The sequence below is a fragment of the Ureibacillus sp. FSL K6-0165 genome, from assembly GCF_038004285.1.
Classification (GTDB): Bacteria; Bacillota; Bacilli; order Bacillales_A; family Planococcaceae; genus Ureibacillus; species Ureibacillus thermosphaericus.
Genome location: NZ_JBBOQS010000002.1, coordinates 230,418 through 246,713, shown reverse-complemented (window position 1 = coordinate 246,713; position 16,296 = coordinate 230,418). Strand labels below are relative to the sequence as shown.

The following is a 16,296-nucleotide window of genomic DNA, read 5'->3' as shown; positions in this document are numbered from 1 at the left end:
AGGTACTACGTTTTCTGTTTTCATCATGACTCACTGAATGCCAAGGGCTATTCTCTCTTAATTGTTCGGTCCTTCTTAGTTGTTCTAGACCAACTAATACTATGACCTCTGCTGACTTCTGACGGTTCAGCTACTTATCACTAAGTAGGTTATGAAGCGTACTTCACCTATCCGCCAGACCTCCCCGGGTAAGTACATGCACTTTCACACCATCTATCCGCCTCATCTACTCGATATGACCTTCGACAGAAAGAGCTTTGTTTTGTTTTGCAAACTCACTCAATCATACCTAGCCTTATATGAGGTTCGTGTTCCTCGGACCGGTGTTTTGCCTCCAGCTTCCTTCAGATTCCGCGTCACCACGGACACCCTTGCTCTTGGCTAACCTCTACTTCTGTCTTCGGGGTTCGGGACTTACACCCTATAGTTCATGTACATGCCGGGCGCACAAAAAAGACTATTAGAGAGCCATGGTCACTCTAATAGTCTTTCGTAAGCAGCGTATAACGAATCTACGCTTTATTATTTACTTACCACTTCTTTACCTTTGTAATGTCCGCAAGATTTGCATACATGGTGAGATAAAGTTGGTTCACCACAATTTGGACAATTCACCATACCAGGTACTGATAATTTGTAATGTGTACGGCGTTTTCTTTTTGCAGTTTTAGAAGTTCTTCTAAATGGTACAGCCATGATTGGCACCTCCTTGCAGATTTATTCATCTGTTTTTGATTGATCAAAAAACTTAGCTAATCCAGCAAGTCTTGGATCCACTTTTGGTTCGTCATTTACTTTTTGACTAACGTCTTCTTCTGTTGAATAACTCCAGTCTTTACCACCTTTAATAGTACCTTCAGTACCTTCTTTAAATACTTGCATCGGCACTTCAAGAAGAATGATTTCTTCTAAGACTGGCTTCAAATCGATGACTTCTCCATCTATGTAATGGATATCTTCATCTTCTTCATTTCCCCGAAGTTCTGGATCAACCCAGCTAAAGACTTCTACCGTCTCAACTTCAATAGGAAATTCAACATCCTCCCAAGTACGAGCACAAGGGAGTATTAAGGTCGCTGTCAAAGTAAACTGACAAGTCATTTGTGAACTTCCGATTGTACAGTGACCTTTTACATGAACGGGTGAAATATCGCGAATTTCTTGATTTCGCTTTTTCACTTCATCCAATTGCACAACTGTATCGATCGGCATTCCTTTATGGCGATACTTCGAAAGTTGATGAATTGACCATTTCATTCACGAATCACCCCGAGACAACAATGTTGATTATATAATGAGGTAATATAGATGTCAAGATATTTTCTTGTCACTTTACAAAAACGCTTCTATAATTCAGTATTAACTAAAGAGATAATTTTAGAAGAAAGATTGTATTATTTGAAAGGGGCTTTTTTATGAAAGCGGTTGGAATAGTCGTTGAGTATAATCCATTTCATAACGGACATTACTATCATGTTACCCAATCTAAAAAGATTACAAACGCCGATGTAGTCGTCGCTGTTATGAGTGGCCCCTTTTTACAAAGAGGTGAACCTTCTCTTGTCTCTAAATGGCATCGAGCAAAAATGGCTTTACAAAGCGGTGTCGATATCGTTGTTGAATTACCATATGTTTATAGCACAGCTAATGCACCTGTATTTGCTGAAGGTGCGATATTTCTCCTTGACGCATTACAATGCGATGCTTTTTCATTTGGGAGCGAAGAAGGAAAACTCGAACCTTTCATTAACACTGCTAATCTAATTGAAGAACATAATGAAGAATATAATGCGCTCATCAAGAAGTACGTATCAACAGGAACTAGTTATCCACAAAGCTTATATTACGCTTATGAACAATTAAAACAAAAGAAAAATGAAAATTACATCGACTTGTCCAAACCAAATAACATTCTTGGTTATCACTATATTGCCGCTGCAAAAAAATTCAATTTATCAATTCAACCAATGACAATTCAACGATTGCATGCAGGCTATCACGATGCAATCAATGAAACATCGACAATCGCCAGTGCAACTGGTATTCGTAAAGAAATATTTCAAAAGAGAAATGTTGAAGCGATACGTAATTTCGTACCAAATTCAACTTATGTCCATCTTGTTGAATGGCAACAACAATTTTCAAAATTTGTTGACTGGGATGCTTTCTGGCCACTATTAAAATATGCCATCATGCGTTATAATCCAGAAAACTTGAGAGCCTTTGCAGATGTTTCGGAAGGAATTGAATATGCTCTCATCAAACATGTAAAACATAGTGAAAACTTTTCACAATTTATGTCAGACATAAAATCAAAGCGGTATACTTGGACGAGATTGCAAAGAATGCTGACGCACATTTTTACTGGCATAACGAAAGATGAATTGCATCAATTCAAGCATCCAACCTACATTCGTTTACTTGGAATGACAAAAAATGGACAAGCTTATTTATCAGAAAGAAAAAAGAATTTAGAGTTGCCGATTATTAGCCGAGTAGCACAAGCAAAGGATCAAATGCTTCAAATCGACATTAGAGCATCTGAAATGTATGCTTTAGGCGTTGAATTATTTTCACAAAAGAAAATTGACGGAGATTATAAAACTCCGCCAATACGATTATAGAATTACGATTTATCTTTTTTCAGGAAGACTTGCTAAATAATTTAATGCATCGTCAATCGTTTTTACCGGCACGATTTTCATGTCGGTATTTAATTTTTTTGCGATATTGACAGCAGCTTCATAATTGGAAAGAATGGCTGGATTATTCTTCTTGACTTCTTCAGGTATTTCATCATCAGGAGCGAAGAAAATTTCCATGCCATCTTCATGAGCTGCAACAACTTTCTTTTCAATGCCTCCGATACGACCGACTGTGCCGTCTTCATGGATTTCTCCAGTTCCTGCAACTAAATATCCCTTTGTAATATCTTCTTCTAACAGTTGATTCAGAATTTCTAAAGTGAACATTAACCCTGCAGAAGGTCCTCCAATATCTTCTGCATTCACTTTTACCATCGGTTCTGTTTTAATCGTTTTATTTTCGGAATAAGTAATCCCTAAACCAACCTTCCCATCACTTGCTGGGATTTCCTTTAATGTAATAGTGCGATCCAGCAATTTATCATTGCGGTGAATCACTAATTGGACGACATCATTTTCTTTTTTCGTTTCTAAAATATGAACTAAATCTTCCGCTTTTTTTATAATATTCCCATCAATTTCTTGGATTTTATCTCCAGGCTCTAATTGCCCATCACTGGCACCACCAGCTAATACATTTAAAACAGTGATGCCCTGATAATCAACTGTATACGGTAAACCAGCCTTATTATAAGCGACGTAAATAGCATTAAATTGTGAATCCTTCATTAGCTTTAATTGACGAACGTTATATTCCCGTTCATCCTCTTCTTTATGGTAAACTTCCTCTTTTTTCAAAATATCTTCACACTCTTTAAACTTTGCGATGAGATATGTCAAGGGTGTCGCTGGTCCCATTGCAACCGTCATAAGACTGATTGTTCCTTCATCGTCCAAATCCCCATTTTCCACAGTAACAAATTCGCTAACATCATAGGAGCTTCCAGGTTTCATAATATAGTAGTCCAGCTTGTAAAAAGATAAAAAAAATAAAACCAACATCGTAACGATTATCGTAATAAAATGTTTCAAAAGTTAAAGCACCTCCTATGTTAGCTCGAAAAAGACTAAAAAAATTAAATCGTGCATATATTAGTTTAGCATTTGGTTCATCGAAAAAACAAAAGTTGAAAAGAGTTGATGGCTTATTCCACTACTATATCTTTTCGTATGTATAACACTCATTTGTTTACTATTACTTTTTCCAGGAATCGCTCATAAAGGAGCGGACCTTGGACTTCAACTATTCATGGAAGCTTTATTCCCATATTTACTTCCGTATTTGATTTTAACACAATGGTTTATTCGCTTAACACCTGAAAAGGAAAATTCCTTATCAAGATTCAAATTATATTTTAAAACATACGGCATCAGTGCTCTCGGTGGTTTCCCGACCGGTGCCGCAACCATTGCCTATTTAAAAAGAACAAATCAAATTTCAAAAAGTGAAGCAAACGGCTTATTAAGTATTTGTCATAGTCCAAGCCCTTTATTCGTATTAGGATTTGTTGGACATGACTTACTACATGATACCCGCTTCAGCTGGCAATATTTAATTTTATATCATACAGTTTCTCTATTCCTTTTGCTGTTATATTATTTTTACCATCGTTCCAATCCTCGGCAAGAAATCAAATTAGACAACCTTAGACGAAATGAAAATCCATTCATTTCTAGCATCAAAGACAGTATTCCTACTGTTCTTGTCGTCGGTTCAACAATCATCTTTTTTACAACCATTTATACCGTCGTCATGTTTACAATTCAGACAATTTTGCCAAATATACATAAAAATCTACTACTATTAACAGCAGCATCTTTAGAAATGACGAACGGACTTCAAATTGCACATAAGTTTTTTGCCGATGAATCAATTATACTTCCTTTGCTAATGGCTACTTTCTTATCAAGCCAAAGTTTAAGCATTCATATGCAAGTAGCAGTCATCGCAAAAAGTGAAAACATTTCGCTCAAACCCTACATTCTATTAAGAGTTCTCATCACGATTATTATTCCGTTGCTATATTTTATATTATTTTTATAACTTTATAAAAAGAGAAAACTCGGCAGATGCATTTTATCTTGCCGAGTTTTCGATTATTGATGAAATTTCTTCTTTAATGCTTCTTCTACTTCACAAGGTACTAATCCTTTTACGCTTCCACCATAGCGAGCAACTTCCTTCACAATACTAGAACTTAAGAAGGAATATTGATTTTTAGTCATGATGAAAAATGTTTCAATCGATTCATCTAAAAAACGATTCATCGATGTTATTTGCATCTCATATTCGAAGTCTGATACTGCTCTTAAACCTCGAACAATAGCGATGGCGTTTCGAGACTTCGCATAATCCACAAGCAATCCAGAAGAACTTTCAACGCGAATATTTGGAATATCCTTCGTTACCTTTTCGATCAACTCAAGTCTTTCTTCAATAGTAAACAACGGATTTTTTGAAGAATTTTTCAATGCAGCAACATATACAAGATCAAATACATCTGCTGCCCGTTTAATAATGTCTAAATGTCCATTCGTAATCGGGTCAAAACTTCCCGGTACTACTGCAATTTTTTGCGACAATTTCTCCCTCTCCCTAATTCATTCGATAAATTGAAATAATAGTATTTCCATAAGTTTCATCTCGGATGCATGAATATCGTCCGTAAGCATCTGGCAATTGTACTTCAGTCGAATGTTCACAAACGATTATTGCATCGTCAGCCAGCTTTCCGCCTTCTACAAGAAGTGAAATGTAATCATAATATTCTAGCTTGTTATATGGGGGATCAACAAATAAATAATCTATTTGGATATCCCTTTTTAGCAGTGCCTTTACAGCACGGCTTGCATCTGTACAATACACTTCCGAAAACTCTTCGTAACGGCACTTTTTTATATTTTCTTTCAATACTTGAACAGCTCGGCGATCTTTCTCAATAAAGATAGCTTTTTCCGCACCTCTACTTAATGCTTCAATTCCTAGTCCGCCGCTGCCAGCAAATAAATCTAATGCTATTCCACCTTCGAAAAAAGGCCCGATGATATTAAATAGTGCTTCTTTCACTTTATCCGTTGTAGGTCTCGTAGTCGTTCCGGCAATCGCTCTGAGCGGTATCCCTTTCCTTTCACCGGCTACTACTCGCATCTTCATCACCAAGCTTTCACTATTGTTGTTCAGTGTCAATGTTTTTTATGGAAATAGAGTCTTTCTTTTTATCCATTTCAATGAAAAATAGCTTTTGCACCCAAGACTCTTCAATGTAATACTTATCAGCTATCACTTTTATTGGTTGTGACACGGTATTGTAGCGTCTTTGGTTATAAACATAAAATTCATGATTAAAAGGAAAACGATATTGTCTAATATCATTATTTACATAATAACCTTTTTCCCCAACTCGTGTTTCATAACCGAGATGATGTAATAAAGAGTCAGCAGAATATAACACTTGACCATCTTTAAAAATTACTTCAACGTCATCTACTAATCGAGCATTTACATAAACATCTCGGAAATCATTGAATAGTAACGGAAATACTCCATCAGTTGCGACGTTTGACTGGAAATATTGTGTATGGTTTGCAAACACTTCGCTTAATTGTTCATCTAAAAGCGCTGCATCGATTTTTTTACCTTCTAAATCATGTAACTTTTGTTTCCAAAGTTCAAGTTGTTCTTCTGTCAATCGACTTTTTAAAGTCATTGTTATTTCTTTAGCTTTTTCCCCGCCAATCTCAGAATCAGATAAAATCGAAGCCATAACCTCAGTTACCCATGCAGGTACATTTTCAAACTGAAATTTCGTGCGTAATTGGGACAATATAACTTCTTCCTTTAAGGCTTCTATTGACAAATTATTAGAAAACAAAATACGTTCGCCTTGTTTACCAGAAAGATTCGAACCATGAACAACCGCGACGTGTTCATCATTTAAGAAATTCACTTTATTTAGCTGTTCTACTAATTCGTTTTCGATTTTATTTGTCGAATAAATAGAAATCAAATCAAGTTCATTTTGCAATTGTAAATGATCAGCATAAAAAAGTTCTTTCACTGGACCTGTGCCGCTAAACATTGAATAATGCACAAGGGATAATGATTGCTGACCAACTAAAGGTAAACCTGTAACCCATGTTCCAGCAATTGATTGTTCAGTTGTAATATGTACTGTTGAATAAGATACAATACCATTTTCTAACGTCACAAAAATATCTTTCATTAATTGATTTGGTTTTAATCCTCCATCAAGGGGTATTATGTATGAGATCGACTGAGTTTGTATATCACTTTCTTGGAATTTAGAAAAATCCTCGCTTAACCGTTTGCAGCTATTTTCTGATTCAATAAAACAATCGGGGTTTACAGCTTGTTCTGGCCAGTTGATAGAAATCGTTTGATTTGGTAAATTTCTAAAGTGATGACGAATATCTAAACTTTGACCTCTGTATACAATATCAATTTCTTGCGTGTAAGTAAAATCGTCTATTTCGCTCTCTCGATAATCGGAATAAACTTGGTATTGAAAAAAAAGCACGCCGCTAATAAGCAAAACTAGCAGACTAAAAAAACTAATGATATATTTCATATGCAAACCACCTCGAACATGCTACTATTATGTACATAGAAAGGATGATAACAATATGACGCAACAGTTTGTTGAACTCGGACAAGGCTACGGAGATATATACGAGCTTTGTGAATTAATTCGTACAAATGAAAAAAGATTCCATAATGCCTTTTTGTTTATTTCTTATAAAGGCAATCAAGCATATGCCTCTCCTGCAGTAGCCTTTCAACCAGTTGGTGACAGCAACTTTATGCCAATATACATATGTAGAGAAGGGATACCATACACTCCAGAAAAACCTTCTAAACGGCTAGAATTATTTGAAGAGTCGTTAAAGGCCATTGGCAAAGAAGCCGTTCAAATGGATATTAAACATTCCTGCTATTACTCCGAAACGATTTTATTCTATCAACATTTAATTGGTGTATTAAGAATGAACCGTTTAATTCCGCAACTCTCTTAATGTTCAAAGTCCTATTTTATAATCGTATTCTTGGTCCTGATCTTTCTTAGACTTTGTATTTTCAAATTCATTTTTTACAAACGGTAAGTACGATTCAACAACGTCTTTCACAAAAGGAAGGCGTTGTATTTTATTTTTAATATAAGAAATTTCATCTCTATTACAATAGAGCACTACGTATTTTAATTTTCTTGAAATGTATTGGACATTTCCAAACTTTCTCAAGCTTTTAGCATGCTTCAGTTGATAAACATACACGATTAGCCCTTGACGTTCTTGCATTTTTATTACCCCTTTTCTTCATTTAAAGGATACCATATAGTTATTTTTGATAGCAACTGACATTCGTGACATGATGTTACAATTTCCGTTATAATCATCTTTATAAGATGCAATCTATACAAGTAATGATTTTAGAATTCATATTCGTTAATATATAGAAGCTCGTAAAGGAGGCCTAGTCATGGGTAAAAAAACGAAACTGGCACTGGCCATTGCCGCCGCAAGTGCAGCAGCATGGGCTGGAAGTAAAGCTTTTCTAAAACCCCAAAAACGAGAAGGAAAAGAAGTATTAAGCATGGATATACCTGTCGTCTTAGCACATAGGGGCGGTGCACTAATTGCACCTGAACATACAATGATTGCTTTTGAAAAATCCTTTGAACTAGGGGTAGATGGTTTTGAAATTGATATACGATTAACAAAAGACGAAGAGATTGTAGTACTTCATGATGAAACAATTGACCGCACTTCTGATGGAATGGGTGCTGTAAAAGATTTTACGCTAGAAGAACTAAAAAACTTTAATTTTGGTTTCCATTATAAAGATAACAATGGAAATGTCCCTTATCGCAATCAAAAAGTAGAAATCGTAACATTAAGAGAGTTATTTGAAAAGTTCCCAAATATGTTTATTAACATCGATATTAAAGATAGTCCAGAAACTTATGAAGGTAGTTTAATGCCTTCGAAACTTTGGAGATTGATTGAAGAATATAACGCAGAAAATCGAGTGGTGGTAACGAGCTTCTATAGTGAACAAGTGGATCGTTTTAATTTGTACGCCCAAAACCGAGTCGCATTAGGAGCTGGAGAATCGGATGTCCGAAAAGCGTTTGCAGCATTTACAAGCCAATTTGGTCATCTTTATCATCCAAAAGTAGATGTTTTTCAAATCCCAATAAAGTCTGGAAGGTTCTCTTTAGACTCACCGAAATTTATCGCCTTTTTAAACAATTTAAATATCCCTGTCCATTATTGGGTAATTGACGATGAAGAATTGATGAGAAAACTACTAGATAATGGAGCGCAAGGCATTATCACCGATAGACCGGATATTGCTGTTCCCCTCGTTCGGGATTGGGTAGAACACCATAAAGAAAAAGGGGAAAATCTTTCATAAAGTCTTTGAATTCTTCAAATAAAAAACGGCTTAAGCATTAATAACTTAAGCCGTTCATTTATAAACTAAATATATCACACGAAATCAAGCTGAACAGGAGCAACTTCCACCTGATCCGCATCCGCCTGAACTGCAAGATGTTTCAAAAAATGGGTTGCTAACTGGAACTTTAACCGCTTCAGAAACAGACTTTCCGATAATAAGACTTATTTCATCCAGCATATCTTGCAGCTCATTTTCCGCAAGCTTTAAATTCGCTACTTTTTCATCAAGATCCAGCTCTCTCTTCAACTTCCTGATTTCTTTCATAATTGAATGATAATCGGGATGATATTTGCCAAAGCGTTGTACATCCTCGTACTGCACTTTCATTCGATTAAATGCGGCAATTTTTTCAACTAATACTCTATCACTATATACAGCATGATGAGCTTGTTGATAATTGCGTACGGGCTCAGAACTGAGAATCATTGAGCTTAACGCATCCGCTTCATCTAAAATGAAGGCCCATTCTGATGTCATCATCATCATTTATTCCTCCAATCTGTACATCTATCATAGCAAAATTTGAACAAAGTTTAAATTTGCAATACTTGTTTTCTTGACCTTCATTTTGAAATTATTGAGACTGGCAATCATCCACTTTATTTTTTAACGATTTAGCTAATACAGATTGCACACACTCATAATCGGAAAAATAAATCTCCTTATCTTTAAACGTTTGTGTCGTTTCATGGCCTTTACCTGCAATAACAATCGTATCTCCTTCTTTTGCAGATAAAATCGCCTTCTCTATAGCTTCTGCCCGATCTAAAATCATTTCATATTTTTGAGTGGATATAAAACCAGCTGCAATTTGAGAATTAATATATGCAGGATCTTCACTTCTTGGATTGTCTGTTGTTAAATAAATCATATCTGCATACTTTGTAGCTACTGCTCCCATTTTAATTCGTTTATGTTTATCTCGATCTCCACCACAACTAAAGACTAATATTAAATCACCTTTGGCAGTTTTTCTTAATGTTTTCAATATTGCTCTAAGTGCTGCTTCTGTATGGGCATAATCGATATAAATAGACAAATTTAAATGGTTTGGAATGGACTCAAGCCGACCTTTAGGCAATCGCAACTGCTCTGCCGCTTCACAAATATTTTCGATAGAAAAGCCTAATTCGCTTACTGTCGTAATTGCTGCAATAGCATTTTGCAATTGATGTTCTCCTACGAATGGCAAAGTAAATACTTTTTGACCTTTATCGCTCTGTAAACAGCAAGTGGAATGATGATTTCCCTCTGCTAATAGTTGCAATTGATAATTTACACGATTTCCAAGACCAAAATAAGTTTTTTCCTTTTTCGATTGTAAGCCTACTGTGCGACAAAATGAATCATCACCATTTAGTACTAATTTATCTGCTAGTTGAGCCAAAATTTGTTTTGATTGTTTATACTTCTCGTAAGAACCGTGATCTTCAATATGATCTTCCGCTAAATTTAAAAATACGCCAATATCAATATCACAATCATCTAGTCGATGAGTAGATAACCCCATGGAAGATGCTTCAAGTACGACATATTGAACTTTATTGCGTACTGCGTATTGCAATATTTTGTGTAAATGTTTTGGTTGTAGCGTTGTTAATGCTTCATATTCTATTTGTAATTCTTCACCGTTTATAAAAACTCCATTCGTTCCAATTACCATTACTTTTTTATGTAGTGCTTGTAATAATTGACCAATAAAATGGCTCACAGTCGTTTTTCCATTCGTCCCTGTAATGGCAATCACTTGCATCGCTTCTGCTGGAAATCGATAAATTTTTGCAGCACTAAATGACATGAATTTTAAACAGTTTGGTACCCAAATAAGTGGAACGGATAACTTTAATTGATCAAGTTGTGTTTCATCTTCAATGACAACTCCAACTGCTCCATTTTTTACAGCCAAATCAATATACTGATATCCATCAAATTTTCTTCCTTTTCGTACAACAAATAAATCACCGGGTTTTACATGTTGTGCATAGTCTTCAACGCCATTTACTTCTACACGGATGGAACCGCCTTTTACCGTACATGGCCAATCTTTCAATAATTCTGCTAATTGCACTGTGTCACTCCTTTTCCCTATCATATGCCTAGGTCGCTAATGTGACACTGTCAGAAAAGGGTCAACAATAATCCCGTATCCCCTTTTAAAAAAAAAGCACCATTATCCCTGTGGGATATGGTGAACTTTTATATAACGGCTCATTATTTATTAAGAAAGATTTGAGTATAATAATTAATGAAAACGCCTGATCCTACATGAGTGAAATCATCATTCAAAATTAATTGACGATGGTCTTCCGAATTGAACCAACCGTGGGCAGCTTCAATGGCATCGTAATATGCAGTTGCCAAGTTTTCGCCAGCTTCATTATATGAAACAGAATGAGATTCTAAACGATCTTTTAAAGAACCGAATTTCGGAGAATCATGTGATAAATAATTTTCCATATACATTTCTTCACTATGTTCCATTGCAACGATACTTGCATCAACATCCCATTGTAAAGCAGTCACACGTTCTTTTTTACGAAAAACATTTACAATATCAAACAATTGTCTCGAATAGCCTTCATTGCTTTGTTGTAACACATAAGAATTTAAATTAAGCGTTGGAATGAGATCCCCTACAAAAGTCATCTCATATGGCCGATGTTTAATAAGGGTTTCGCTGTTAATAAATCGAATTCCAATTAAAGTATCAGTGAATTGGTCAATATATAATTGAGCAAAAACACCGTCAAATTTTACTAAAATCCGAGTGTGCATATCGTATTCTGTCAATGAAAAGATGTAAATATTTTCCCCTATTTTGACTGATATCTCCGGATTAACTATCGTCATTCGATAAATTTCATCAAGGGTTTGGCCAATTTTATAAGGAGTGGCATCCATATTTTCACCAGCTATGTATACTTGAGTAATTTTCCCGTGATCAACACCAAACATGGCAAAGGAATTACTATCATGATTATAAATCCACCATTCATAACCATAGGCGCTTTGGTCGATGCGATTCGGTTCACCAAACTCTTTCAATAATATATTACTTTCTTGATTTATGTATGTAGAGACCCCCGCTTCCGGTCTTGGTAAAGCATCTTCAAACCCATCTGGAATTTCTGTTTTTGGAATGACAGTAGATTTCAAATTTGGTCCTTCTAAAGGTTTTAATTCACTAGTTGAATCTGATGTATAATAATACACAATAGCTAAAGAAAAAAGGACAATTAATATTCGAAAGAGAGTTTTCATACAATTCATATCCTTTTCTATAATGGTTTAATTATACTAAATTAATCATGTATGACACAATGTTGTCATTGCAACTCTTGAGAAATTGCACTATTATAAAATTATGCGTTAAATTTTGTGCGATGTAACTAAAGGAGGAACATTCATGTATTTCGAAAACAAAACACTTGAAGATATAATAGTTGAACAAGCAGTACTTGTTGATATTATGGAAAAAAACGGTTTACAATGCCATGGCACATGGGACTATGATCGTATGACATTTGACAAACGTTTCGATGTAAAAGAAGGCCGTTATTATCTACGCGTATTCTGCACTGCAATTTCAGGTGACTGTGGAAATAACAGCGCAACTTTAAAAATCTTAAAACCCGCACTTGGTAAATATTATTATCCACATGGCGTAGAATACGGTGATGATGAAGTATTCCCAACTCATTTAGTAAAAAAATGTGAAACGATTTTAGAAAATGTGAAAAAAGATTTAGCCGAATTAGGCATCGCTTAATGCACTCATATATTCATTTTACAAAAGAGGCAGCTGAATAGCCTCTTTTTATTTTTGCTTCAAATTTTACTTAAAAAATAGAAATAAAAAAGAGGCTGGGACATAACTAGCTTCAAAACGAGAAAAAGGCGAATTTGAGCTCACTCAAATTCGCCTTTTTTGCTTTTTTTACTACTATCTTTTGTTAACTCATACCTGTGCTGTGTATTTTCGTAAATTCACGGCCATTAATGCGATACCTATTTCGTTTTCAACCTTCGATTTTCCACGTACAGAAAATCGAGTGAAACGCAAATTAGCCTTCAAGAATCCAAAAACTGGTTCTACGTCAATTTTGCGTTGACGATAAATTGAACTCGTTTTCTCTTCTGAAAGCTTCGCTCTTACATATTCTTTTTGTTTTTTCCACTTCTCATTCACCATGAGTTTTCGATTGTTGCCTTCTTTTGCTTTCGTGCAAGATGAACGAAGGGGGCATCCCGAACAATCTTCACACTCATAGATTTTAAACTCTCGTTTGAAACCTGTTTTATCTGTACGTACTGATACATATTTGAATACGAGGCGTTGCTGATTCGGGCAAGTGTATGTATCACTTTCCTTGTCATACTGCCAATTGTCTGGATTAAATTTGTTTTGTTTATACTTTTTCTTTTGCTCTTTCAAGTACATGTTATACGTAATCAGTGCTTCTCGTCTTCGTTTCGAAAGTATCTCATCATAGTTTTGTTCACTACCATAACCTGCATCTGCGACAATATGCTTCGGTAAATTAAAAAAATGTTTCTCAATCTCATCCAAAAAAGGAATTAGAGTACGCGAGTCTGTGGGATTAGAATAAATTCCATAGGCTAGTGCGTATTGACCTTCTGTTGCGATTTGTACATTATATCCCGCCTTCAGTTGGCCATTTTTCATATAATCATCTTTCATTCGCATGAACGTCGCATCAGAATCTGTTTTGGAATAACTATTCCGTTCACCAAAGATTTCAAAGTCTTTTTGGTACTTCTGTTTACGTATGATAAAGTCAATTAACTGTTTATATGCTTTCTTCGGATATTTTCGCTTGCTTCTTAATGCTTTTCGTTCTGAGGCATCTGACGATGCTTCAATTTTTTGGTCATATTCTGTAATCACATCATCTACTTTTTGAACCATTTGAGCGAGTTCTTCTATTAATAGTTCATCCTCGCTTTCACGTTCAATTTCAGGTATGATTTCTTTTTCTAACAGTTCGCTGTATAGCTGATTCGACTTTTCAATTAAACTGTGATGGTATTTTTCAATCGATTTTTTCCATACAAATGTAAACTTATTCGCATTCGCTTCAATCTTTGTACCATCAATAAAAATGGCTTCCTGATCAATCAATTTTTCTTGTACGAGTTGGCAACGGAATTGGACAAAACACTGACGGATTAACTCTTTTACTTCAGGTTGAACACGGAAACGGTTAATTGTACGATAGCTGGGTTCATATCCTTGGGCTAACCACATCATGCGAATACTGTCTTTTAATAGTGCTTCAATTTTACGACCTGAAAAGACAGATTGAGAATAAGCACACAAAATAATTTTTAACATCATGCGTGGATGATAAGCAGGACAACCTGTATTTCGAAGAAATGGCTCAAAGGCTTCATGTGGAATACTTTCTACTAAATGATGAATGTGGAAGGCAATATCATTTTCTTGTAATTTTACTTCTAAATCTAAAGGCAAAACTAGTTGATTCATGTTATAATATTTAAACATAAGGACACTTCCTTTGGCTAAAATTTTTGGGGTCAGATACTTAAATTTTAGCAGAAAGTGTCCTTTTATGATGCAATAAAATTAAGCCGCCGACATTTTACTTGTGTAAAATGCCAGCGGCTATTTTTAGTTAGAGGTGGGTTTTGTCCCAACCTCATTAAAATCCAAATATTGCTTTAATGACAGAAGTAGTTTCTCCGCCTTCATAAATAACATATAGAAGTAAATAGACAATAACGCCTGTAATGGCAGTAAAGAACCATATAATACTCGTAATCGGTCCAAGTCGATTATGAGTGCGATACTTTTCCCTTAATCCTGTCACAATGCTAACAATACCAAAAACAGCTCCTACTGTAGCTAATAGGATATGGAAAAATAAGAAGAATGTATAATATATTTTTAACTCTTCTGGTCCACCAAAAGACGTATTACCAATAAAGATAGTTCGACTAGCATAAATAATAAAGAATATTAATGCACTAACACCAGCTGCCAACATTACTTTTTTATGTGCTTCTTTTTTTCCTTTAATGATTAACCCCCATCCAATTGCAACTAAAATTGCACTTATAACGATGAAGGCTGTGCTGATAGTTGGTAAAATTGGTACGCCCATTCTTTACAAACTCCTATTCTTAATATTGATTTCTTTTTTTCGCTTGAAACTCACTATATGCTTTTGCAGTAATTTCTTCTTCACTAATTTTGTGTTCATCTCTCCACCAGTCGATGAATACAAAATACAGCAAAATTCCTAAAATTATTTCTTGGATAATTTTCATAAGTACTCCGCCCAATTGTTGGTCACGAATTGGTGATAAATTCGTAAACAATTCTGGACCAGATAGTTGAACTGTTGTACTTATGCTAGCTAGAGTTTGATCCGGCACACATAGAGCCATTGCTCTTAACCATGCTTCTCCATCAGTATATGTTGCATAGACAGGATCTTTTGTAAAAATAATTAATGCACAAGCAGGAGTTATTACAACAGCTGTAGCAATTATATATCCAATCTTGTACAACCCTTTTAATTTCGGTTGCCCTGGCACTTCATTCACAAGTGGCCAGTACATAAAAAAGGCAGATAAAAACAATACAAGACTAGCTAAACCATGTAAAGTTTCATCAATTTTAATGTAGTCAAATACTAAAGGAATATGATATACAGAGAAAGTTAATGCAAAACCCAGTACCGAAACGATCGGATTTGTAAACACTTTAATTAGTTTATTGACTACCGGAAACTCAACTACGACTTTCCAAACCCACCATGGAATTCCTTTAATAATCAATATTGGTAGTAATAGCAAATAAAAGGCCATTTGAACCATATGCATTGTAAACGTTATATTCGACATTAAATCAATCGGCGATCCTTTTATTACATATAAAAGCACGATTCCTAAAACAAAGTAAATCGCCTCTCGTTTCTTCAATGGTTCACTCTCTTTAAAATCACTTCTCCAACGAATTGTAATGAGAAAATAGACAATGACTAAAAAAATCAATGTCCCAATCATATATGGGCTCCACAAAGCTTGAAACCCAAATATACTTAAAGGCATATTATCGCTCCTTAAAACCAAGTAGTAAAAATAGCAAAGTTCTATTGACATTATATCATTATTTCACTATAC

Annotated in this window: 18 protein-coding genes; 5 read left to right on the top strand and 13 right to left on the bottom strand. The window is 35.1% G+C overall.

Annotated features, from left to right (window positions below; genetic code table 11):
- Positions 1 to 522 precede the first annotated feature (522 nt).
- Entirely contained in the window at positions 523 to 696 is a 174-nt protein-coding gene (gene rpmF, locus NST00_RS14855) for a 50S ribosomal protein L32 (protein WP_016837519.1), read from the bottom strand.
- A gap of 21 nt (positions 697 to 717) precedes the next feature.
- Positions 718 to 1,257, bottom strand: coding sequence for a YceD family protein (locus NST00_RS14850; protein WP_016837520.1), 540 nt, complete (start codon positions 1,255 to 1,257; stop codon positions 718 to 720).
- Between the two features lie 158 nt (positions 1,258 to 1,415).
- Here NST00_RS14850 and NST00_RS14845 point away from each other — a divergent pair, with 158 nt between their 5' ends.
- Positions 1,416 to 2,624 carry a nucleotidyltransferase gene (locus tag NST00_RS14845; protein WP_168411945.1) on the top strand — a complete coding sequence of 403 codons (1,209 nt, stop codon included), beginning with the start codon at positions 1,416 to 1,418 and terminating at the stop codon, positions 2,622 to 2,624.
- Between the two features lie 9 nt (positions 2,625 to 2,633).
- Here the strand turns inward: NST00_RS14845 and NST00_RS14840 are convergent, their stop codons facing one another.
- Complete coding sequence (locus tag NST00_RS14840) at positions 2,634 to 3,677, bottom strand: SepM family pheromone-processing serine protease (RefSeq protein ID WP_340710307.1); 1,044 nt, start codon at positions 3,675 to 3,677, stop codon at positions 2,634 to 2,636.
- A gap of 217 nt (positions 3,678 to 3,894) precedes the next feature.
- Between NST00_RS14840 and NST00_RS14835 the strand changes: the two genes are divergently transcribed.
- Positions 3,895 to 4,689, top strand: a complete 795-nt coding sequence (locus NST00_RS14835; RefSeq protein ID WP_016837524.1) for a hypothetical protein — start codon at positions 3,895 to 3,897, stop codon at positions 4,687 to 4,689.
- A 53-nt stretch (positions 4,690 to 4,742) separates the two neighbouring features.
- Here NST00_RS14835 and coaD read toward each other — a convergent pair whose 3' ends face one another.
- Genes coaD through NST00_RS14820 form a run of 3 tightly spaced genes read right to left on the bottom strand, consistent with a single transcriptional unit; the run spans position 4,743 to position 7,234 of the window.
- Positions 4,743 to 5,228: a pantetheine-phosphate adenylyltransferase gene (gene coaD, locus NST00_RS14830; RefSeq protein ID WP_016837525.1), complete on the bottom strand. Its 486-nt coding sequence runs from the start codon at positions 5,226 to 5,228 to the stop codon at positions 4,743 to 4,745.
- 13 nt (positions 5,229 to 5,241) lie between these two features.
- Complete coding sequence (gene rsmD, locus NST00_RS14825; RefSeq protein WP_016837526.1) at positions 5,242 to 5,793, bottom strand: 16S rRNA (guanine(966)-N(2))-methyltransferase RsmD; 552 nt, start codon at positions 5,791 to 5,793, stop codon at positions 5,242 to 5,244.
- Positions 5,794 to 5,812: 19 nt separating this feature from the next.
- Positions 5,813 to 7,234, bottom strand: coding sequence for a hypothetical protein (locus NST00_RS14820; protein ID WP_016837527.1), 1,422 nt, complete (start codon positions 7,232 to 7,234; stop codon positions 5,813 to 5,815).
- Between the two features lie 55 nt (positions 7,235 to 7,289).
- Here NST00_RS14820 and NST00_RS14815 point away from each other — a divergent pair, with 55 nt between their 5' ends.
- Entirely contained in the window at positions 7,290 to 7,679 is a 390-nt protein-coding gene (locus NST00_RS14815; protein ID WP_016837528.1) for a DUF7147 family protein, read from the top strand.
- A 3-nt stretch (positions 7,680 to 7,682) separates the two neighbouring features.
- Here the strand turns inward: NST00_RS14815 and NST00_RS14810 are convergent, their stop codons facing one another.
- Positions 7,683 to 7,961 carry a YlbG family protein gene (locus NST00_RS14810; protein ID WP_016837529.1) on the bottom strand — a complete coding sequence of 93 codons (279 nt, stop codon included), beginning with the start codon at positions 7,959 to 7,961 and terminating at the stop codon, positions 7,683 to 7,685.
- Positions 7,962 to 8,142: 181 nt separating this feature from the next.
- On the opposite strand from NST00_RS14810, the gene NST00_RS14805 reads away from it, so the two are divergent.
- Positions 8,143 to 9,081 (top strand): glycerophosphodiester phosphodiesterase, encoded by a 939-nt coding sequence (locus NST00_RS14805; protein WP_016837530.1) that lies wholly within the window; start codon positions 8,143 to 8,145, stop codon positions 9,079 to 9,081.
- 84 nt (positions 9,082 to 9,165) lie between these two features.
- Here NST00_RS14805 and NST00_RS14800 read toward each other — a convergent pair whose 3' ends face one another.
- The 3 genes from NST00_RS14800 to NST00_RS14790 form a co-directional block, all read right to left on the bottom strand.
- Complete coding sequence (locus tag NST00_RS14800; RefSeq protein WP_339289586.1) at positions 9,166 to 9,609, bottom strand: YlbF family regulator; 444 nt, start codon at positions 9,607 to 9,609, stop codon at positions 9,166 to 9,168.
- 91 nt (positions 9,610 to 9,700) lie between these two features.
- Positions 9,701 to 11,194, bottom strand: a complete 1,494-nt coding sequence (locus tag NST00_RS14795; RefSeq protein ID WP_339288926.1) for a UDP-N-acetylmuramoyl-L-alanyl-D-glutamate--2,6-diaminopimelate ligase — start codon at positions 11,192 to 11,194, stop codon at positions 9,701 to 9,703.
- 143 nt (positions 11,195 to 11,337) lie between these two features.
- Positions 11,338 to 12,387 (bottom strand): CAP domain-containing protein, encoded by a 1,050-nt coding sequence (locus NST00_RS14790; RefSeq protein WP_016837533.1) that lies wholly within the window; start codon positions 12,385 to 12,387, stop codon positions 11,338 to 11,340.
- Positions 12,388 to 12,532: 145 nt separating this feature from the next.
- On the opposite strand from NST00_RS14790, the gene NST00_RS14785 reads away from it, so the two are divergent.
- On the top strand, positions 12,533 to 12,895 hold the full coding sequence (locus tag NST00_RS14785; protein ID WP_016837534.1) for a YugN family protein: 363 nt from the start codon (positions 12,533 to 12,535) through the stop codon (positions 12,893 to 12,895).
- A gap of 189 nt (positions 12,896 to 13,084) precedes the next feature.
- Here NST00_RS14785 and NST00_RS14780 read toward each other — a convergent pair whose 3' ends face one another.
- The 3 genes from NST00_RS14780 to ctaG form a co-directional block, all read right to left on the bottom strand.
- Positions 13,085 to 14,653, bottom strand: a complete 1,569-nt coding sequence (locus NST00_RS14780; RefSeq protein WP_340709761.1) for an IS1182 family transposase — start codon at positions 14,651 to 14,653, stop codon at positions 13,085 to 13,087.
- 157 nt (positions 14,654 to 14,810) lie between these two features.
- Positions 14,811 to 15,272 (bottom strand): DUF420 domain-containing protein, encoded by a 462-nt coding sequence (locus NST00_RS14775; RefSeq protein ID WP_016837535.1) that lies wholly within the window; start codon positions 15,270 to 15,272, stop codon positions 14,811 to 14,813.
- A 19-nt stretch (positions 15,273 to 15,291) separates the two neighbouring features.
- Positions 15,292 to 16,224, bottom strand: coding sequence for a cytochrome c oxidase assembly factor CtaG (ctaG, locus tag NST00_RS14770; protein WP_016837536.1), 933 nt, complete (start codon positions 16,222 to 16,224; stop codon positions 15,292 to 15,294).
- Positions 16,225 to 16,296 lie beyond the last annotated feature (72 nt).